The organism is Streptomyces sp. NPDC006476 (assembly GCF_040612015.1).
Lineage (GTDB): Bacteria > Actinomycetota > Actinomycetes > Streptomycetales > Streptomycetaceae > Streptomyces > Streptomyces griseorubiginosus_B.
Genome location: NZ_JBEXPK010000111.1, coordinates 1 through 19,251, shown reverse-complemented (window position 1 = coordinate 19,251; position 19,251 = coordinate 1). Strand labels below are relative to the sequence as shown.

At 68.9% G+C, this 19,251-nt stretch carries 18 protein-coding genes; 14 read left to right on the top strand and 4 right to left on the bottom strand.

The annotated features are described in order from the left end of the window. The 12 genes from ABZZ74_RS48585 to ABZZ74_RS48530 all read left to right on the top strand — a co-directional run. Positions 1–198: hypothetical protein (locus ABZZ74_RS48585; protein WP_356950548.1), on the top strand; the 198-nt coding region annotated here is incomplete at its 5' end. Between the two features lie 5 nt (positions 199–203). Beyond that, complete coding sequence (locus ABZZ74_RS48580) at positions 204–1,451, top strand: hypothetical protein (protein WP_356950547.1); 1,248 nt, start codon at positions 204–206, stop codon at positions 1,449–1,451. Between the two features lie 90 nt (positions 1,452–1,541). Continuing rightward, positions 1,542–2,654 carry a hypothetical protein gene (locus tag ABZZ74_RS48575; protein WP_356950546.1) on the top strand — a complete coding sequence of 371 codons (1,113 nt, stop codon included), beginning with the start codon at positions 1,542–1,544 and terminating at the stop codon, positions 2,652–2,654. Continuing rightward, a complete protein-coding gene (locus ABZZ74_RS48570) occupies positions 2,654–4,837 on the top strand; it encodes a hypothetical protein (protein ID WP_356950545.1) in 2,184 nt (727 codons plus the stop codon). The genes ABZZ74_RS48575 and ABZZ74_RS48570 overlap by 1 nt, the downstream gene beginning before the upstream one ends. A gap of 176 nt (positions 4,838–5,013) precedes the next feature. After that, positions 5,014–5,235 (top strand): hypothetical protein, encoded by a 222-nt coding sequence (locus tag ABZZ74_RS48565; protein WP_356950544.1) that lies wholly within the window; start codon positions 5,014–5,016, stop codon positions 5,233–5,235. Positions 5,236–5,430: 195 nt separating this feature from the next. Next, positions 5,431–5,862, top strand: a complete 432-nt coding sequence (locus ABZZ74_RS48560) for an RRQRL motif-containing zinc-binding protein (protein WP_356950543.1) — start codon at positions 5,431–5,433, stop codon at positions 5,860–5,862. 197 nt (positions 5,863–6,059) lie between these two features. Then, on the top strand, positions 6,060–6,353 hold the full coding sequence (locus tag ABZZ74_RS48555) for a Pycsar system effector family protein (protein WP_356950542.1): 294 nt from the start codon (positions 6,060–6,062) through the stop codon (positions 6,351–6,353). Positions 6,354–6,621: 268 nt separating this feature from the next. Further along, positions 6,622–7,128 (top strand): ATP-binding protein, encoded by a 507-nt coding sequence (locus tag ABZZ74_RS48550; RefSeq protein WP_356950541.1) that lies wholly within the window; start codon positions 6,622–6,624, stop codon positions 7,126–7,128. A gap of 89 nt (positions 7,129–7,217) precedes the next feature. Then, a complete protein-coding gene (locus tag ABZZ74_RS48545; protein ID WP_356950540.1) occupies positions 7,218–7,901 on the top strand; it encodes a GGDEF domain-containing protein in 684 nt (227 codons plus the stop codon). A 94-nt stretch (positions 7,902–7,995) separates the two neighbouring features. Beyond that, entirely contained in the window at positions 7,996–8,511 is a 516-nt protein-coding gene (locus ABZZ74_RS48540; RefSeq protein WP_356950539.1) for a WhiB family transcriptional regulator, read from the top strand. 109 nt (positions 8,512–8,620) lie between these two features. Continuing rightward, positions 8,621–9,751 carry a DNA polymerase III subunit beta gene (gene dnaN / locus ABZZ74_RS48535; RefSeq protein ID WP_356950538.1) on the top strand — a complete coding sequence of 377 codons (1,131 nt, stop codon included), beginning with the start codon at positions 8,621–8,623 and terminating at the stop codon, positions 9,749–9,751. Positions 9,752–9,772: 21 nt separating this feature from the next. Next, on the top strand, positions 9,773–10,012 hold the full coding sequence (locus ABZZ74_RS48530) for a hypothetical protein (RefSeq protein ID WP_356950537.1): 240 nt from the start codon (positions 9,773–9,775) through the stop codon (positions 10,010–10,012). A gap of 484 nt (positions 10,013–10,496) precedes the next feature. Here the strand turns inward: ABZZ74_RS48530 and ABZZ74_RS48525 are convergent, their stop codons facing one another. Together ABZZ74_RS48525 and ABZZ74_RS48520 are read right to left on the bottom strand one after the other, a co-directional pair. Continuing rightward, entirely contained in the window at positions 10,497–11,768 is a 1,272-nt protein-coding gene (locus ABZZ74_RS48525; RefSeq protein WP_356950536.1) for an FAD-dependent oxidoreductase, read from the bottom strand. 656 nt (positions 11,769–12,424) lie between these two features. Continuing rightward, positions 12,425–14,407 carry a helix-turn-helix domain-containing protein gene (locus ABZZ74_RS48520; protein ID WP_356950535.1) on the bottom strand — a complete coding sequence of 661 codons (1,983 nt, stop codon included), beginning with the start codon at positions 14,405–14,407 and terminating at the stop codon, positions 12,425–12,427. Between the two features lie 237 nt (positions 14,408–14,644). Between ABZZ74_RS48520 and ABZZ74_RS48515 the strand changes: the two genes are divergently transcribed. After that, a complete protein-coding gene (locus ABZZ74_RS48515; protein ID WP_356950534.1) occupies positions 14,645–15,925 on the top strand; it encodes a hypothetical protein in 1,281 nt (426 codons plus the stop codon). Between the two features lie 191 nt (positions 15,926–16,116). Here ABZZ74_RS48515 and ABZZ74_RS48510 read toward each other — a convergent pair whose 3' ends face one another. Together ABZZ74_RS48510 and ABZZ74_RS48505 are read right to left on the bottom strand one after the other, a co-directional pair. Beyond that, positions 16,117–17,184: a ParB/RepB/Spo0J family partition protein gene (locus ABZZ74_RS48510; RefSeq protein ID WP_356950533.1), complete on the bottom strand. Its 1,068-nt coding sequence runs from the start codon at positions 17,182–17,184 to the stop codon at positions 16,117–16,119. Further along, positions 17,181–18,329: a ParA family protein gene (locus tag ABZZ74_RS48505; protein ID WP_356950549.1), complete on the bottom strand. Its 1,149-nt coding sequence runs from the start codon at positions 18,327–18,329 to the stop codon at positions 17,181–17,183. Before ABZZ74_RS48505 ends, ABZZ74_RS48510 begins: the two co-directional genes overlap by 4 nt. Before the next feature lie 105 nt (positions 18,330–18,434). Between ABZZ74_RS48505 and ABZZ74_RS48500 the strand changes: the two genes are divergently transcribed. Beyond that, positions 18,435–19,193 carry a hypothetical protein gene (locus ABZZ74_RS48500; protein WP_356950532.1) on the top strand — a complete coding sequence of 253 codons (759 nt, stop codon included), beginning with the start codon at positions 18,435–18,437 and terminating at the stop codon, positions 19,191–19,193. The last annotated feature ends 58 nt before the right edge of the window (positions 19,194–19,251 follow it).

Below are 19,251 nucleotides of genomic sequence, written 5' to 3'. Positions count from 1 at the left end.
ACCGGCGGCGGCCTGGTCACCAAGGGCATCGCCGCCGTCATCGCGATCATCGCGCTGCGCATGCTGCTGCAGCTGTCCAGCGACCCCAAGGGCGCGCTGCGCAAGGGCACCCTGGCGGTCGGCACCCTGTTCGTGGCGGTCGTCCTCGCCCTCTACGGCGACACCCTGTTCTCCACCGTCACCCAGGCCAAGGGCTGACCCGCATGGCAGACCACGACCCCTGCGATGCCCTCAAGGGCACACCGGGCTACGAGTACTGCACCCGGGCCCCAGGCTCGGGCGGCCCCTCCGGCACCCACAGTGGCGGCGTCACCGGTGGCGCCGCCGACTCCACGGGAAACCTCGTGGAGTCGCTGCTCCACAAGATCAGGGGGCTGATCACGCCCCGTGATGCGTGGGCGCCGAAGAGTGCCGACAGCGGCATCTACCGAGAGTTCATGTGGCTCGGGCAGCACCTGGCCGTCGCCATCTTCATCTGTGTCGTCGTCGTGTGCGCCCTGACCGCATGGCAGGGCGCACCCCGGCTGAAGCAGATGGGAGCCTCGACGGGCTGGACGCTGGCCGCCGTCGCCGGCATGGCCTCCGTACCGGGCGCGGTGATGCTGCTGAACAAGGCTTTGAGCAGCGCGTTCACGGCCGCGTTCAGCAGCGACGAGAACACGCTGTTCGTTGCCATCCGCACCGACATGAACAAGGGTGCGGACGCCAGCAACCCTCTGGCGCGGCTGATCATGCTGGCGGCGCTGGTGGTTCTCCTCGGCCTGGCGTTGCTGGTGTTCATGACGCGCCAGGTCGGCATCCTGGTGTTCGTGTGCATCGCCCCCCTTGTGCTGGCCTCGCTGGCACGAGGCGGCGACATGGACGCCGTCAAGACATGGGCGATGCGGCTGCTCGGGCTGATGTTCGGCCCGTTCGCGCTGCTCGTTGTCTCGCCGTTCGTGTCCCTGGTCAGGGGCTCGCTGGTGATGGATGCCGTGCTGCTGCTCGTGGCTGACGCCGTGATGCTGCGCATGATCTTCCACGGGATTCCGTACTTCGGGCCGCGACTGGCCCGCGGGGCACGATCGTTCGTGGACGCGAGCACGCGCAACCCGGTGCTCCGGACGGTGGCGCGGATGGCGGCGCCGGACTTCCACGAGCAGGAGACCGCGCCCCGGCACACCCGCACCGTGATGACGCCCGGCCGGGCGGTTCGTCACGATGCCGGGCGGCTGCTGGGTTCGTACGGCCTGAAGGGCGCCGACCGGCCAGGCCGGCTGACCACAGCATCACTCGTGGCGCAGGCCCGGCGCGAGGCAGGCGACCGGGCGGCCCGAACCGAGCCCGTGCGCCAGGCACGCCAGCAGGCACAGGCCGCCTACCGGGACACCTCGCCAGGCGGCCCGGCACCGGCCGGCTCACCGGGCGGCCCAGCACCGGCCAACCCTCCGGCATCGCCTAACACCCCTTAGCCCCGGCTACTCCTGGCCCCGGGCGCCCGACAGGCGCCCGGGGCCTCCCGCTTCCGGGCACAGCCCACCTGATCGTGAGGAGCCCTCACCGTGTACTCCCTGACCCCCGGCTACCGCATCCCTGCTCTCCAGCGCGGACTGAGCCCCACCGAAGCGCTGCTGACCAAGACCAATGTGCTGGGAGGCAGCGCGGTCCTGTTGTCGGCCCTGATCACACCGCCGCCGATCGAGGCGTTCGGCGCGGTCGGTGCGGCCGCCTTCCTACTCAACGTCGCCCCCGGCCCCCGCTCGATCGCCCGATGGGCAGCGGTCGGCTACCGGCGCCTCAGGGAGCGCACCCCGCCCGCCTCCATGACCAACACGGGGGGCTCCACCGCCACCTGGGTGCTCTACGCCGACCACGGCACCCTGCAGGACCCGCAGCGCCGCGCCGCCTGGCACGCCGCGTTCTCCCGCGCCCTGACCCACACCGGCGGCCAGGCCCGCACCGCGGGCATCCAGGTCCACACCACCCACCACGCGGCAGTCGGCGAGCACACCGTGCACACCCAGACGATCTCCGTGCACGTCCCCAAGGGCCTGACCCGGCAGCCCGCCCGCATTCTCGACACTCTGGCCGGCGAGTTCGGCCGCCTCGGCTACCTCGCCCCCGCCGAACCCGAGCCCGTCCCGGGCGTCATCGAGCAGGGGCCGGGCTGGGTGCGCCTGGACAGCGGCCGCTACGCCGCCACGGCGCGGGTGACGTCCTGGCCCGACGTCACCGACGGCGACCTGATGACCAACGTCCTGGTCGGCGACCCCCTCAAGAGGCAGCCTCAGCAGGCAGACACCTTCTGGGACTTCGACCGCTCGTTCGCCGTGCTCTACCGGCCGCTGCCCGCCGCCCAGTCACGCCGTTCCGTGCGGTGGCAGGACGCCGCGAGCGGCGCCTTCACCACCGACAAGATCAAGGCCGCCAGCCATGAAATGGCCGGCGCGACCATGCAGGGCGCGCTCGTGGAGGGCGCCAACCTGGTCGACCTGGACGCCTACATGACGGTGTGGGGCGACAGCCCCGAAGCCGTCACCGACGCCCGCTGGCAGGCCTCCCTCGTCACCGACCAGCACCGCGTGCGCCTCGACTGGCTCACCGGCCAGCAACACCGCGCCCACGTCATGACCACCCCGCACGGGGCCTCGACACGGAAAGGAGCTGTCCTGTGATGATCCGACTCGCCTCCACGCACGCTGCGATCACGGCCCCGTTCGTCTCCAGCGCCGCCGGATTCCCCGGCATCCCGATCGGCCGCAGCCTCCTGGACGGGCGGGCCTTCACCTTCTCCCCCGTCCTGACGGACACCGCGATCCTGCCGTCGACCAGCTCCCTCGCCCTTGGAGGCCTCGGCTCGGGAAAGTCGACCACCGCCAAGACCCGTATCCGCCGCGAGATCCTTGAGCACCAGCACCAGGCCGTTGTGGTCGACAGCTTCGGCGAGGACGCCACCCACGGCGAGTGGACCCCCATCGCCAAGGACCTCAACGGCCTGGTCATCGAGGCCGGCTCCTTCACCCTCAACCCCTGCTCCCCCCTGTTCCCGCCGCAGGTGCGCGAGCATCTGGTGCGCTCACTGATCCTCGCGAGCGAGCCGACCGCCCTGAACAGCCAGGCGACCCACGCTCTGCAGCACGCCATGAACCACCCCAAGGCCACCAACCTCAGCGGGGTGATCGACGCCCTGATCAATCCGCAGGACGGCCAGTGGCCCGCGGCCCGCCTGGCAAAGTGGGGAGAGAGCGCCGCCATGGCACTGTCCCGCTACACCGAAGGGTCGCTGCGCGGCATCTTCGACGGCGAAGACTCGACGCTGCCGCCGACCGACCTGCCGATCATCTCCTTCGACTTCACGCGCATGGACCGCAACTCCCCCGCGATCCCCTCGCTGATGATCGCCGTGGGCTGCTGGGTAGAGCACGTATGGCTGCGCCAGTCCACGGCCGTGCACAAGCACCTTGTACTGGAGGAGGCCTGGCAGCTCCTGCTGGCTCCGACCACCTCCGAACTGATCCAGCGCCTGCTGAAGAACTCCCGCAGGGCAGGGCTCTCCCTGGACGTGGTGATGCACACGCTCTCCGACCTGGGAGAGGGGAAAGCGCAGGACCTGGCCCGGCTGTGCGAGGTCGCCCACGTGGGCCGCCTCGGACCCGAAGAGGCCGCGCTGACGGGCGCACTGCTCGGCTTGCCGCAGTGGGCCATCGACCGCATCCCCGATCTCGGACCCGGGCAGGCGGTCTGGAAGATCGGCCCGGGCTACGTCGACATCATCCAAACGCTCCTCGACGCAGACGAAGCCCGTCTCACCGACACCGGCACCCGGCGCCGCGCCGCCCAACAGGCCTACACCAGCCGTGAGGCTGACGCCACGGAGGCCTTGGAGGCCTTGGACACCGTTTTGGAAGAGGAAGTGCTGGAAGGGGAGATCCTCGACACCGACGTGCGGCCCGCCTCGACGGAGCACCTCACCGGGGACGACCGCAAGGGCGGGTGGGAGTGGGAGATGCCTCCCAACGTCATAGACGGTTGGGAGGCAGACATCGCCCGCCACGAAGCCGTCCTCCAGACTGCGATGGAAGGCCGGCCCGGCGAAGCCGCACAGTTGGCGGCCCTCTACGAGCGCGAGGACATCAACGCCCACGGCCTCAACTCCACCCAGGCCCTGGCCTGGTTGGAGACCCGCGCACAGGTGGCTGACTTGAACGGAGAGCCCGGACAGGCCGCGCAACTGCGCGCTACCGTCGCCCGCATGGGCAACGACCCCGCGTGGTTCGACAAGAGCGGTGACAGAACATCCCCGGCCTGGCACAGCGCGCCTGAGCCCGCGACGCAGGCGCCCAGCGTGCCCGACGCGTCGCAGCGGCCGAAGCGCCGCCGTACCTGGCCCTACGTCGCCGCGATTGCGGCACTCGGCATCACGGCCGCCGGCGTGTGGCAGCACGCCAGCGACGAACAGGAGCAACAGCAGCGCGAAGCGAAGGCAGCCGACTACGTGGGCCGCTCCAAAGCGGCGCTCGACATCGACGGGGTCAAAGCCGATGTTGTTGCCCACTGGAGTGCTGATGGCCAGCGCGTCGTACTGGAACTGCGCAGCTACTTCGATCCGAACGCCCGCTACCTACGGCTCGACTCTGACGGCCACAGTGCCAGCAGTGCTCCGCAGGGCGGCCGCTATCCCAAGGAACCAGAGATCAAACTGCCGGTGAGCGACCCACTCGCCGACGTGACCGTGCACGTCGCGGTCGGAGGACGCAAATGGAAGGCAGGCAGCCGCGCGAAGTCTATGAACGTCCGTCTCTCCCCGACCGGCGTCGCGTACGACGCGGATACCGGCAAGGCCCTACCGTCCCACTGACGCACTCCCTTACCCCGCGTTGAGGGCTCGCACCGAGAAGGTGCGGGCCCTCAACGCATTCCTGCCTCCGGGCGTTGTGTCTGATCCTCGCTCCGCGTTGCGGCACGGCGAGGACCGGGCAGGCCGTCCGGCCGCACGCACCACCCCTGAATCGCGAGCTGAGAGAGGACTGTTCGATGGGTAACTGGTTCCGTGGGCGTGAGAACGCCACCGATGACGCTGAGCGCAGTCGCAGGTTGTTGCAGGGCGTCGAGGACGCCTACGAGGCGCGTACCGGCGATCCCGTGAACGGCGGCGAGCTGACCGACTTCGAGAGCGTCGTGCTCCTCAGCACGTGGCCGGCACCGGGCCAGGTCTATCCGCCCGCCGGTCACGACTACCCGATGAGGAACCGGTAGCCACCAGTCCCTAGCCTGCCTGCCGCTCCGCCGACGCCCTGTCGGCGGGGCGCTTTGCTGCGCGCCACCGTCAGGGAGGACCCCGCTCGTGCTCATTCCCCGCCCGCGCCGCCGGATCGGCCGGCCCCGCCCGCCGCGCCCCGGCCCCCGCTACCCGCAGCGGCCCCGGCTCCTGCCCGGTGCCTGGAGGACGTGATGGACCAGCAGTTAGCCGATGACGGCCACGACCTGGTCGACGTCGACGTCTACGACGACGGCAGCTTCCCCGTCTTCCGGTGGAAGCAGGCACCCGCAGGCCTCGCCACCCGCCGGCAGCTGCGGGAGATGGGGCTGCGGCCCGGCGGGCAGGAACCCGTCGCTCGCATCGAATGCCGTCGGGGGCTGCGGTGGGCGTGGCTGTACCGGATCGATCTCGCCAAGCCCAAGCGCACCCCCAGCCTTGCACAGGAGATGGCTCTGGACCGGGCGATGGCGGCGAGGCAAACGTGTCCGCAGTGCCGCAGGCGGTACTACGCGTGCCTCCCGCTACGAACGCAGGGCCGGTGCGACCCCTGCGAACGGGGCTTCGAGCCCAGCCCGGACACCGTCATGCATCCGGCGCCGGCCGCGCACGAACTCGCCGCCTGACACACCATGAGGAGCACCTCGTTGACCGCGACCCTGCCCGAACCACGCTCCGCCGACGTTGACGCCAACCTCGACGCTGCCCTGGCGACGCTCGCCACCGAGATTATTGGACCGACAACAAGGCATCCCTGCTGCTGGCCTTCAACGGTGCCGTCCTTGCCGGGCTCGCTTCCCTCGCTGCTCACCGCCTGCCAGCCGTGACGAAGGTCTTCGGCGTGGCTGCCGTCCTCGCCTTGGCTGCGGCAGCCGCGCTGCTGCTTCCGGGCGTACGGCCCCGGCTGGGCGGGAATGACGGGGCGTCGTTTCCGTACTGGGCTCGCTTGGACGAGGACGAGATCCGCGCGTGTATACACGGCGATAGTCGTGCCGCCCGCATTCGGGTCCTGTCCCGGATGGCCCTCACCAAGTACCGCACGCTGCGGCACGCGGTCGACCTGTCTCTGGTGGCCCTGGTTCTCCTGCTGCTGGCCGCCATCGGCGCCCTGGCCTGATGGCCGCGCACCTGGCGCCGAATGGCGTGGGCCCTGTCCACCCCCCGAGGGGGACGGGGCCCACCGGGCAACCCGCGCATCGGCAGAGGGGCTGGCCGCCCGTCTCCTCACCGCTTCGGAATGAGGAGACCTCCAGCATCCTCCCAAATCGCTGCCCACGTAGGCAACTTGAGTGTCGTCCAACACACCCCGGGCCGTCCGGCGCGACCGGTAGCGCGAGCCCCTGCGCTGTACACCCCTCGACTGTCGTTTTGTAAGGAGATGCCTCATGGCAGCCGAACTGGCCTGCCCTGAACCGCAATCACCAGAGTTGATCGTGCTGATCGGCGTATCCGGTGCCGGGAAAACGACCCTCGCCGGTACCTGGCCTCCCACTCGGGTCGTGAGCCTCGATCAGCTGCGCGGCGTCATGTCTGACGACTGCGGCGACCAGAGCGCGACCGTCGACGCCGTCGACGCCCTGCACCTGATCGTGGACCGCCGGCTGGCCCGCGGCCTGACCACGGTCGTGGACGCTACCAGCGTCTACGCCAAGGACCGTGCCCAACTGCTCGACGCTGCACGGCGGCATTGCATGCCTGCCGTCGCCGTCGTCGTCGACACCCCGCTGCCGGTGTGCATCGAGCGCCAGAAAAACAGGCCCACGTCGCGGCGGGTGCCCGAGGTCACCGTCACTGCTCAGCATCAGGCGATGCGCGAGGCTCTTCCCCGCTTGGAGAGCGAGGGCTTCACCAGAGTCGTGATCGTCACCGCAGACCCTCTGGCCTGCGCGTAGCTACACCCCCCGGGACGGACGACAGGCGTCCAAACTCAGCCGCCCGTCCCGGGGTTCACCCATCCCGTACAACGAGACGGAGCCCCAGTATGACCTCCCCTGCCCGCCTGCCGTTACCCACCGACACGATCACTGCGGCCGTTGCTGTGGCCGCCGTGCCGCTCGCTCTGGCCGTCCTCGCCGACAACGTCCGCGTACGCCGCCAGCTGCAGGCCGCACGCCGTGAGCCGCTCACCAGCCTGGTCAGCCGTGACGTGCTCGCCGCGCGCATTGCCCGCCTCGCCGCCACCCACCGCGAGCAGCTGCACGTCCTGGTGGCCGACGCCGACGGACTCAAGGACGTCAACGACACCCTGGGCCACGCCGCCGGCGACGTCCTCATCGCCGCCGTCGGCCGCCGCTTCGGCGCGTGGGCCGCGGCACGGGGCGGGATCGCCGCGCGGCTGGGAGGCGACGAATTCGCCGCGGCCGTGCTGCTGCCACAGGCCGCGACCGTCCGGGAAGCCACCGCGCTGCGCGAGCTGCTGGCGCAGCCCGTCGCCTGCGGGACGGAGATCCTGCGCCCGGCTGTGTCCATCGGCGCCGCCCGCGCCGCCGATCTGCCCGATGCAGCCGGCGCCGACCGCATGCTGCGTGGCGCGGACATGGCCATGTACCGGGTCAAGACCGGTCAGGAGGCGTGCGGGTACGTCGCCACCCGGCACGACGCGTATATGCCGGCCGTCCACGGCCGCCGCCCGGGCCGCCCCGGCACCCACCTGCCGGCCGGATGACCGCCCTCGCCCGCGCACTGCTTACGCCGGCCTGCCCGCCGGGCTTCATGCACCTTCTCCCCCACCCCAACGCTCTCCGCTTGGAGGTCACGTCATGAGCCGTCGCCCCGACACCGCCGCCACCGACCCGCGCTTCCCCTTCCCGCACAGCCCCACCCGCACCAGCTGCCAGTCGCAGCCGACGCTGTTCGACTTCACCAACGGCGACCGCACCGCCGACCGTGCGGCCACCGACAAGCGCCTGGAACAGGCGCGCAAGGAATGCTCCGGCTGCCCCCTCGCCACCGACTGCCTGAAGTGGGCGCTGGTCAACAAGGAGGCCACGCGGGTCGGTGTGTGGGCGGCCACCACCCCGGGCCAGCGCACCGACCTGCGCAAGCGGCTCGCCGACCGGCTCGGACCGGACTGGATCGACGTCCTCGCAGCGCGTGAGAAGGCCCGCCGCGAGCGAGCCGCCGCCGCCCGGCACACCCCGCTGAGTGTGTCCCAGGCACGCATCGTCCGCCTCGACCGGGAGGTCAACGGGCCGATGCCGGCCCGAAGCCCGCTCACCGCCCAGCAACAGCAGCACAACCTGGCCCGGCTCGTGGCCGGCCTCAAGGCCGCCTAGACCCGCCAGCGACCTGCACCGACACCCCCTTGCTCTCACCCGGCCGGGGTTGCCCTCTCCGCGAGCGGCAGCCCCCGGCCTTCACGATCTTGTGGAGGCGTACGACCTGATGAAACTCACCATCGACACCGACAAGCTGGCCGAAGCCGCGCAGTGGGCGATGCGCGCCGTCCCCGCCAACCCACCCACCCCGGTCCTGGCCGGACTGCGCCTTCAAGCCGCCGACGACACCCTGAACCTGACCGGCTTCGACTACTACCGCTGCGCCCGCGCCGACGAGGACTGCGAGGTCGCCGAACCCGGCACCCTGCTCGTGCCCGGCCGCGTCCTGACCGACGTCGTCAAGTCCTTCCCCAAGTCCAGGCCCACCACCTTGGCCCTGGACGGCACCGACCTCGCCCTGTCCTGCGGCACCGCCCACATCCAGCTGCCCACCCTGCCCCTGGACGACTACCCGAACCCACCCAACGCCCCCGCCGCAAGCGGCACCTCCGACGCCGCCGCCCTGGCCGACGCCGCCACCCGCATCGCCGCGGCCGTCGCCACCGACGACACCATCCCCGTCCTGACCGGCGTCCAGTTCACCCTCACCGACACCACCCTGAGGCTCACCGCGACCGACCGCTACGCCTTCCACGTCGCCGAACTGCCCTGGACACCCCACACCATCAAAGCCCGCGGCAAGACCCCTCCGCTCACCGAAGGCACCGTGCTCGTGCCGGGCGACGCCGTCCGGGATGCCGCCCGCATCCTCGCCGGCAGTGACCAGACCGCGGAACTCGCCCTCACCACATCCCATTTCGCGGTTCGGGTGCCCGGCCGGTCGGTCACCGGCAGCACCCTCGACGGCGAACTGCCCAACTACGAACCGCTCTTCCCCACCGAATTCGCCTCCGTCGTCACCGCCGGCACCGAGGCCCTGACCGACACCCTCAAGCACCTCACACCCCTGCTCGGCAAGGGCGACCCCCTGCTCCTCGACATCACCGACGGGCAGATCACCGTACGCGCCGGCACCGACGACAAGGCCCGCGGCCGCGACCAGGTCGACGCCGACCTCGACGGCACCCCCATGACGGTCGCCTTCAGCCCCCACCTGCTGCTGCGCACACTGCAGCAAATCGACGGGCCAGCCGTGCAGCTCAACCTCGTCAGCCCTGCCAAAGCCGCCCTGCTGCACGCCCCCGACCAGGCCGACCGCTTCAAGGGCCTGATCATGCCGATCCGCCTCAACAGCTGACCGTTCAGGAGGTCTTCAGCCATGTCCCGCATCACCATCCGCATTGAGCCCCGCCACGCCGACGGCAGCCGCTGCGACCACCCGGTGAAGCCATCCGGCAAGCCCCGCGATGCCGCCTCCGGCTGCATGGGCCGGACCGCGTATGCGGTCGTCTGCTCCATGCACGGCATCGTCGGCGCCCCCCACCACGTCATGCAGCTCGCCGAACCCGCGGCCCGCGCACACCGCATCGAGCACCTCGCCGCCCTCCCGGCCCGCTGACCGGTGCACCGCGGCCCGCCCGCACTCCAGGTACGGGCGGGCCGCCAACCGCGGAGCACTCACCGAATCCCGATCGGAGCCATGATGGCCATCACGCACACCCAGCCGTTCAAGCCCTCCTACGCGGCGGACTCCCCGCTCGTCGTGCTGCTGGACCTTGCCGCCGAAGCTGCAGGTCCCGGCGAGGACGAACAGCGTGACGACGCGCAGGCAGCCGCCGCCCACACATCTATCGGACCTACCCGAACACCTTCGCCTGCGTCTTCGAGGTGCTGGACTGGCAGGGCTACCCGGCCTGGACCGACGACGCCGGCCGCCGCCAGGGGCTTCGCATCGTACAGCCAGTCGTCACCCAACCGGCCCTGGCGCCAACCAGGTCGGAAACAGCTCATTCTGTAAGTCACGCGCTGACGTTCGTCCGGCCGCGGCCGGATCCAGCCGCGGGTGTGGATCCGGCCGTGTTCCTCGAGTCCGGCCTCGCCGCTCAGGCATATAGGGGTTGTTCGACGGAGACTTCCTGACCGTCGAGCTGGACCGTGGTGAAGGTGGGCGCTTCCAGGTCGGTGTAGGCGTCAGCGTGCTGGTGCAGCGCAGCGGGACGCAGGTCGACGACCCGGAAGGAGGCACCTTCCATACTCTCGAGCAGGCCGATGGTCTCGCGAGCGCAGCCGTAGGAGAGGCTGAACCCGCTGCCGCCGTGGCCGAAGTTGTGAACGATGTTGAAGCCGTATTCCTTCTCGACGCACACGTTCTCCACGCGGTACGGGCGCAGGCCGGCGATGACGTCCACGTCCGCATCGGTGAGCTGGACGTCCTGCAGTAGATCGGGCGCGAACCGCTTGCAGCGGTCGAACATCTCCTTGACCGGCGTGTACTCCTTGCCGATGTGTGTGTCGTACTCGCTGGGATCTACCAGGCCGCCCAAAATCAGGTGCGTCTCGCGCGGGACGATGAAGACCATGTCCTGCTGGTGCGCGGTCTTGGAGATGGCGTAGGCGGTCTTGGGCCGCTTCTCCTTCGGCCAGCGCGACATCGGAACCCTCACCAGGGCACCGCGCAGGGGAACCATGCAGGCACCGGCCAGCTCTGCGGCCCCCATGCCCGTGCAGTTCACGATGGCGTCCACGCCCCATTCCTTGCGGAGGTTCGCGCTCTGCGGCACCAGGCGATCGGTGATCCGCTTGCCGTAGGTGATCTTTACGTTGCCGTGCTGCTTGAGCTGGTCGCGCAGCCAGCGCGTGTAGATGGGGGTGTCGATGGCAGGGACTTGGAGCTGGTAGCCATCCTTCACCTGGAACGAGGCGGGAACCTTCTTGATGTCGTCTCCGGTCATCCGGCGGAAGCCGTCGATCTCCTCGTCCTCGGAGAGCTTCTGCAGCTCCCGCATCTTCGTGCGCTCGAGCCAGTCGTCCTCGACCTTGATGCCGAAGTAGAAATTGGCCGTGACCATGTGGACACCGGCATTCGGGGCGAGTTTGCGGAACTCCTTGTACGACTCCACCGACCAGCGCTTGGACCGCATGACCGACAACTGGTTGCCGTGCTGGCCGCACACCGCCGGGGGGAACTCCCACAGGGCGCCGGCGATCACGGACACGGTTTGGTCGGCGGGCCGCTCGGCTACAACCTGGACGTCGTAGCGCGGCTTGCCGTCCTCGCGGACTCGGGCCAGTTCCAGCGCGGTGGTGAGACCGCTGACGCCAGCCCCGATGACCAGGACCTTCTCCACACGGTGCGGAAGGTGCTGTTCAGTCATTTGCCTACCTCGTTCGAGCCAGAGGAACCCGTGGGAGGACTCACGCACGGGGAGGTGGCGACCGGTATGCACCGCCAAGAGCAGGGGAGACCTGCCAGGCGGAAACCCGTCCGGACCGGGCCACCCAGTGATCATCTTTGACTCGTCACAGCTGACCGCCCCGTTGGTCGCGCACTCAGATGGCGGGCGCACGGGAGCACACACCCGGCGTACAGAGGCATATGACTTAGGCATTTTACTGCTCCGGCCACGCACCAGTTGGCCGCCTGACTCCAACCAGCCATCCAAAGAGAAGTCACCCCATGGCACTCACTCTGTTCTCCCGCAGCCGTCCCGCGCCCGTCGACCAGCCGGTCCCCGAGCCGTGGCCGGAGACCGGTGAGACGTGGACTCCCGACGGCGTCACCGTCAGCGAGCGGTACTACAACCTCGCCAGCTCCGTCGTCCTCGTCTACGCGGCCGAAGGCCACCACCGCGCACGTGGCCTGCATGGGCTGCCACCTCCACGTCGACAGGGACAACCAGCGCACCTACGGCACCGGTTACACGCTGCGCGAAGCAGGACAGGCAGCCAACGAGCATGCGTCGGCCTGCAGGGGTCAGCGGTCATGCGAGCCATTGCAGTCTCCCAGCTTGGAATGACCATCTGGGGAGTTCTACGCGTCCTTCGAGACGATCACGCTTTGCGACGCGATTGATCGCAGGCTGAGGCCACGCATTGCCAGAATCGACGCCATCCCCCACGCGACCGTAGCGAGACCGGCCGCTACCTGACGAGCATCCCCGGGCGTGCCCAACCACACCATGACGACGGTGGCGGCGCCCCACACTATCCAGGTCATGCGCGTGCCGAAGCCGCCGAACAGGAAGGCCATCAGCAGCAATGCCCCGCCGCTGGCAACCCACAACAGATGCAACGCGGTCACGGGCAGCGGCAGCCCGGTGGAGTGCGCGGCGAGGTAGGCGTGGACGGGATCGTCGATCGTTGCGACCACGCCGTCCCAGTGACACCCGCTCGGGGTATGCCATGCGCGGGCCGTATGCGACACCGTGTTCGCCACCACCCCGAGGGCAGCGATGCCGACCAGGGAAGCCGAGAACAGGACGACCAGCTTGATCCACAGGGCGCTCTTGCTCCACCCCCCTGTGAATGCGTTTCCGACTTCTTGGCGCCTTGCCTCAAGCCATTCCGGATCGCTGACGACGACCGGCGGTGTCATGCTCAGCGCGGCTGTCGGAGCGCGATGCGGCTGTGGCGGGTTCTTGAAGTCTGCGCCCAGTTCGCCAAGGGTCTGCTGCACCAGGAGAACGACGCGCCGATCGTGACCGAAGACTACGTACGTGGCGCAGGCGGCGGTCGCCGGCAGCAGCGGGAACAGCCACCAGGCACTCCACTGCACTGAGCTCTCCACGCTCAGCGCGGCGCCCGTCGCCGCGAGACCGGCGATGAGGCATCGTACTGCTCGCACAGCCATGGCCCGCGTGCTCACCGTGATAGGGCGCGGCATCGGCTCCCGGCGAAAGCCTGCGCGGACCGTCGGCCATAGCTGCGCCAACGGGCTCCACGGATCACTGACGAAGACGACACCGACCAGCATCAGCAGATCCAAGGGGATCGTCCAGCCAGTCGCACCGGACCTGGTGGCCGCCACATGAAGTGCTGCTGCGGACATCATTGCCAGGCACCCCAAAGCGCGCCCCAGCAGATGACAGCCCGTCCGAAGACGATCCACGGCTTGGATTGCCGACCGGCTCGGTCTGATCAGACTCCATTCATCGCTGACCGCGTCCCGCCGCTGCTGGCCGTCTTCGAGGAATCCTTGTGCGGCGCGCAGGGCCCTGTCGAAGTCGGCTCGGAAGAACGCCTCCTGCAGCTCTTCTGGCATCGGCGGCAGCTCGGGCTCTTCGGGAGAGGCGACGGTTCGGCGGGACTGGGCGAGTTCCTCCTCCAGTTCGTCGCTGCGCCTGCGCAGCCGTGCCAGGAGGACCTCGGTCTCGTCCCGGCTGGCGCGCGCCCGGCGCAGCTCCCGCCGCGCCGCCTCCAACTGGTCGGTGAGCTCACCAAGACGTGCCGCGTTCTCCTCATTCTCTTCGTCGTACTGATCTTTCAGCGTTGTCACCTGCTGCTGTAGGTCGGCGGTGAACCGGGCGAGGTTCAGTACGAGTTGCTGGGTCAGGCCCCGTTCTTCCACCAGTTCCTGGTTGCGCTCGTGGGCCTGTGCGAGTTGCTCCTGGGCTTTCGCGGCCTGGTCCTGGGCGGTGGCTGCGACGGTGGCTAAAGCGGTCCCGTGCGCCTCGCTATCCGCTGGCGGCTGCGGGGTTGGCATCTCGGTGGGCGGCTTCGGGCGTTGGGCAGCCACGAACAGGCGCATGGCTTCGTTCATACACGTTGGCCGCTGGCGCGGGTGGGTGACGTGGTCGACCAGTTTCTGCACGAAGAGCCGAGAAGGAACGGCCTCGCCGCTCAGGAATGAAGAGATGGTGGTCCGTCCGTAGCCGGTCGGCTCTTCCAGGTCTCGCTGGCTCTTCCCCGCGAGTCTCACCAGAGTGCGCAGGTACTTCGCCAGTTCGATGCTCTCGGGTGTCGCGTCCTTGTGAAACCCGCCGTACCCCCGACCACCCGGCTTCTTCTCTGCCACGACCCCTCCCCGCCCTCCAGCTCTCCCCCGCCGTACACCGTTGATCAGCGTACGGACAGTCAGAAACAGGCAACAGAGCGCCACCGGACGTTGTCCGACGGCCATGGCCTGTCCGCGCCAGTCCGGCCATGTCCGGCTGCCACCTGTGGAAACACCAGCGGACAACTACCGGACAACTCCATTCGGGCAAACCTCGTATCAGCGCCCCTCCCCCTCCCCGACCCTGGAGTCACTCCGATGAACCGCTCTGCCACCACCCCCACCCGCTCACCCCACCCCCGCACTCGCGCCGCGGCCTCCACCCGCCCGCCCGCCGGTGCTGGCCACCGAAGCACACGAAGCGAGCTGCCGCGCCGGGGCCAATTCGCCATCGACGTCGCCAACCAAGGGCAGATCATCGATCTGCGCCGCGACCCCGATGCCTCCGCCCGTCTCCCCCACGGGCTGGCTGCCGACCGCTACCGATGCCTGGCCTGCGGCCACCGCCTGATCCTGCAGCGACCGTCAAGCACCTCTTCCCCCTTCACTCCCCGCTTCCGCCACCACGTCCCCGCCCTTGGCACCGACCGCTGCCCGGCCCCCGCCCAGCACCAGGCCAACGTCCAGGCCGACCTCACCGCCATGCTCGCCCTACACGACCAACTGCTGCGCGTCCTGCCCCAGACGGCCCTGAGCCTGCGCATCGACCCCGACCTCGCCGGGCAGCGCTGGGAGATACCGCCCTCCCTGATCGTGCGCCGCAGCGAGCACGTCGTCGTGCTGGAGCGACCACGCCGCCTGCTCACCCCGTCCGCCGTCGCGCAACGCCTCACCGCCACGCGCAACCAGCACGGCACCAAGGCCGCCCACTGGTGGGTCTTCGACCGCGACGACCCGATGCACTGCGACGTGGCCGGCACCATCAACGTCCAGCCCTACGACAAGACGATCACGCACACCAAAGTGCGCCCCACCCCCGCCCAGCGGCAACTCGCCACCGCCGGCGCCACCGTGTGCTGGCTCGCCGACGACACCGTCCTCCTCCCCTACGGCGGCCACCAACGCACCTACACCCCCCAGCCGGATGAAGACTGGAGCGGCGACATGGCCTCCTGGAAACGGGACTGGACCATCTCCCACCCGCGCCCCGCCGACGGGGCCACCTGGTGGGGTCTGGTACCGCAACCGCTGCTGGCGCTCGCCAAACGGCCCGACTTCCGCCCCGCCACCGCCCAGGCCACCATGTCCGCCCTGCAACGCGCCGAACAGGGCCGCGAACGCCACCGCCGACGCCGCGCCCGCGAACAAGCACAGCAGGGCGCTCAAACCACCCCCCAACAACTACCCATCCCACCAACCGCCGTCGCAGTCAGCGCCACCCCCGACGTCCCTAAGCCAGCATCGCTGCCGCCCGCTAAGACCACAGCGCCGTCGCTCCCGCCAATCCCCGCCCGACTCCCCCAGCAGGCGCCCTCTGTCCCCGCCCACCGCCGACGCTTCACCTGGGCCGCGCTACTGCCGCGCCGCTGGCGTCGTTGAACGGCCCGATCTCGATGACCTCGGAAGCCCCACCTTGAGGTGGCCGACATTTCCTGATCACCTGGAGCCTCAGCCCAGCCGGATGACGCCAGACGGGCCAGGCCTCGCCACGCGGATGCCGTGACGTTCTGCCCGAGCATGAAGAAGGCCTGTGCCCCCGCCAATCGCGGGGGCACAGGCCTCCTTGCGTTTCAGGCCAGCTGCTGGTCCTGCTGGTTGAGCTCCTGGAGCAGCGCGCCATACGCCTCGGGATGCTGCTCCCGCAGGACCGACAGCCAGAAGCGAGCGCCCTTCACGAAGTCGTCGGGGGCCATCTTCATCTGCAGATGCTGAACGATGTAGATGGGGTCGTCGTACGGCAAACGCCGTGGCCGATCACCCCCCGAAAGCTCCGCAGCCAGCTCGACGTCGGGGCCAGGGGTATTAACGGCGTTAACGGTTGTCGGGGAAGCCGCAGCGTCCTCCGCCTGAGGCGCAGAGGTATTAACGGCGTTAACACCCGGAGCCGCATCCGGCGCGGCAACCTCAGACTGAGGGCGACGCTGACGCGGAGCCTTAACGGCACGAATAGCCTCTTCCGCAGCCTCCGCCTGCTGCTCCTTGGGCATGCGGCCGATGCGACGGGCAGGCTCCACCTTCAGCTCGCCCGCTTCCACCTTCTCCTGAAGCTCCGGCGTTAGCTCAAGCAGTGCCAGGCGCTGCGAAACCCAGGCGGCCGTCTTGCCGAGGCGCTTGGCCACCTGCCCCTGCGAACCGTGCTTCGAGAGCAGATCTCGGATCGCGCGAGCCTGGTCGAGCGGGGGCACATCCACACGGTGGATGTTGGCGATGAGCGCCGACTCCAGAATGTCCTCTGCACTGACCGCGAGATCGTCGTTGACGTCAATCCGCAGCGACTCAAGGCCGGCCAATGCGGCGGCCGCCAGGCGCCGGTTGCCGTCAATGACAACGTACTCGGCTTCCCCGAGGGCCTCTTCCTGACCGGGATGAGCCACGAGAAAGGCCGCGCGCCGTGCGACGGTGACGGGCTGGATCTGCCCCTTGGCTCGCAGAGACTCCGCGGTCTCCTCAATGTCGGTGAGCTCTTCACGCGGATTGAACGGGTTGGGTGCGAGCGCCTCCAACGTCACACTGGCCGGAGGACGGCGTCCCTCGCCATTCGCGATCTGCTCCCGGGTACGAACCCGGCGCGGCACCGCAGCCCCTGCGTTCTCGTCAACGCTGAAGCCACGGGTGACGCGCTCCCTGCGCGGTGTCATACGGCAAGCTCCTTCGCCAGGTCGCGCATGACCTGCGCGTGTTCACTGTCCGGGGCATAGACCAACAGCGGAATCTCACCGTCTGCGGCCTCCCGGCCTTCCTTCAAATCGCCGATCACGGCCAACACCGGCGGCGAACTGCTCTTCTCCCACTCGTCCTTGTTCTCCTGGACGAGCTTCCCGCGTCGGCTGTCATACGCATTGATGATCAGACCGAGGTAGTCGACCTGGATCCTGCCCTTCTTGCACAGGTCTTCCTTCTGCGCCTTCAACAGACGCACGGCCCGGTGAGAGGCCCGGTTCGCCCACACCGGAGTAATAACGCCAGACCGGTCCTCGAGTTCGCCCTCCCGCCGGCGCACGTAGTACAGGGCGGTGTCCATGTTCAGCCCCAGACTGGGAGGACCGTCGATGATGATGACGTCGTAGTCGTCCTCAAGCGGCTCCAGGGCCCGTTCCAGGGCGGCCTCACTGAAGCTCACCTTCGACAGGACCACGTCCCGCAAGAACGCGTCGTCACTGGCGGGCAGAAGGTGCAGCCGGTCGCCGAAGATGTCGTCGTTGAGCGCCACCAGCAGTTCGTGGATGTCGCCCTTGGCGGAGCCGTCCATGTGCATCATCAGCGTCTCGACTCCGTCCTCATACATGAGGTCCTCGAAGCCGAGTTCCGCGGTCAGGTGCCCCTGAGGGTCGTAGTCCACCAGCAGGACGCGGTGACCGGCCTCCGCGAGCGCCTGCGCGATGCCGGACGAGAGGAACGTCTTGCCGACGCCGCCCTTCTGGTTCGCCACTATCACCCGCACCACCGGCTGCTTCACCAGCGGAGCACTGGGGGAGGGATGGGCCTCGAGCCACAGGGTCAGCGCCTGCGCCAGGCCCTGAACGTAGGTCACCCCCCGCTCGGAACAAGCCGCCTTGAACTTGTCGGGCTCACCGACGGGAAGAAACGTCCCCCATGTCTTCGCGCCGTCCGTATCCACTTCCGGCGCGCCGTCAGTCTCGTACCAGGCCTTGATGGCGTGTTCCGCCGCATCCTGGATGTCCATGCCGTGCTCGAACGCACGGATCTTCAGGTGCCTGCGCAGCTTGGGGGTGAGAGCGGTGATTAGCTTCTCTCGTTCCCCCCGAGGGCTAGGGATGCTCATGCGGCCAAACATTACTAGGTCGGAGCTGAGTTGCCGCGACCCATGCGGTAACAACTCGCAGTCGCAGCTCGCTCGCTAACAGCGGCGCACGCAGAAAACCTCAGCGTGGCCTACGTGTTCCGCCTACTGTCATGGAGCGTGCGAGTAGACCAATGGGCTGAACTGGCCCGCTCCCTGGACGGCCTCCGAGCTGCTTTCAACGACAGCTACGTAACAAGCCACGGCTTTCTGCCCGTATCCCCCGCAAGTGAGGAGTGCGAGCAGGACGCCACCCTGGCCGGCACCTGGGGAACCAATCCGGTACGGGACGCCAACATCGCCCCCCTGTCACCAGTCCTGGTGCTGTTCGACCATCTGGACACTCTGGCATCCGTGTTCAGGTCGCCCGGTGGCGTCACGGCCTCTCACACTCTCGCCCGCGCCATCCTCGATATCGCGATCAGCCCCTGGTACTTGCTGGAGCCAGATATCGGGGAACGGGAGCGTGTGCGCCGCTACATGAACTTGCGGCTGCAGAGCCTAAAGGAGCAGGCGCAGCTGGAGACGGGATCTGAAAGCACGGCCCTCCGCGACCATGCCGCGGACCGGATTGCCCACATCTTCAAGGCGGCGCGAGCGCACGGCTTCGAAGTACGGCGAGAGGGCGACCGCTACCGGCCGCCGTACCTCGACACCCAGATTCCGCCCACCACATCTCTAGCAGCAGACATGATCGCGCCACAGGTTCCGACGCTCGGACCGCTCTTCTGGCGCACAGGCTCGGCAGTCGCGCACGGCCAGCAACACGGCATCAGCATGTTCTTCGAACGTCTCGACCTGCAAGCTAACCTCGGGCTTTCACGAAGAGGGTCGTCCGAGGGTTGATCAAATAAGCGAGGAGTGCCTCTGAGCTGGGACGATAGGGCTTGTCGAAGGTCCTGTT

Excerpts from the sequence above, each read along its gene's own strand:
- ABZZ74_RS48580 (WP_356950547.1), top strand. The coding sequence starts at position 204 with ATGGCAGACCACGACCCCTGCGATGCCCTCAAGGGCACACCGGGCTAC.
- ABZZ74_RS48570 (WP_356950545.1), top strand. The coding sequence starts at position 2,654 with ATGATCCGACTCGCCTCCACGCACGCTGCGATCACGGCCCCGTTCGTC.
- ABZZ74_RS48565 (WP_356950544.1), top strand. The coding sequence starts at position 5,014 with ATGGGTAACTGGTTCCGTGGGCGTGAGAACGCCACCGATGACGCTGAG.
- ABZZ74_RS48560 (WP_356950543.1), top strand. The coding sequence starts at position 5,431 with ATGGACCAGCAGTTAGCCGATGACGGCCACGACCTGGTCGACGTCGAC.
- ABZZ74_RS48550 (WP_356950541.1), top strand. The coding sequence starts at position 6,622 with ATGGCAGCCGAACTGGCCTGCCCTGAACCGCAATCACCAGAGTTGATC.
- ABZZ74_RS48545 (WP_356950540.1), top strand. The coding sequence starts at position 7,218 with ATGACCTCCCCTGCCCGCCTGCCGTTACCCACCGACACGATCACTGCG.
- ABZZ74_RS48540 (WP_356950539.1), top strand. The coding sequence starts at position 7,996 with ATGAGCCGTCGCCCCGACACCGCCGCCACCGACCCGCGCTTCCCCTTC.
- dnaN (WP_356950538.1), top strand. The coding sequence starts at position 8,621 with ATGAAACTCACCATCGACACCGACAAGCTGGCCGAAGCCGCGCAGTGG.
- ABZZ74_RS48530 (WP_356950537.1), top strand. The coding sequence starts at position 9,773 with ATGTCCCGCATCACCATCCGCATTGAGCCCCGCCACGCCGACGGCAGC.
- ABZZ74_RS48525 (WP_356950536.1), bottom strand. The coding sequence starts at position 11,768 with ATGACTGAACAGCACCTTCCGCACCGTGTGGAGAAGGTCCTGGTCATC.
- ABZZ74_RS48515 (WP_356950534.1), top strand. The coding sequence starts at position 14,645 with ATGAACCGCTCTGCCACCACCCCCACCCGCTCACCCCACCCCCGCACT.
- ABZZ74_RS48510 (WP_356950533.1), bottom strand. The coding sequence starts at position 17,184 with ATGACACCGCGCAGGGAGCGCGTCACCCGTGGCTTCAGCGTTGACGAG.
- ABZZ74_RS48505 (WP_356950549.1), bottom strand. The coding sequence starts at position 18,329 with ATGAGCATCCCTAGCCCTCGGGGGGAACGAGAGAAGCTAATCACCGCT.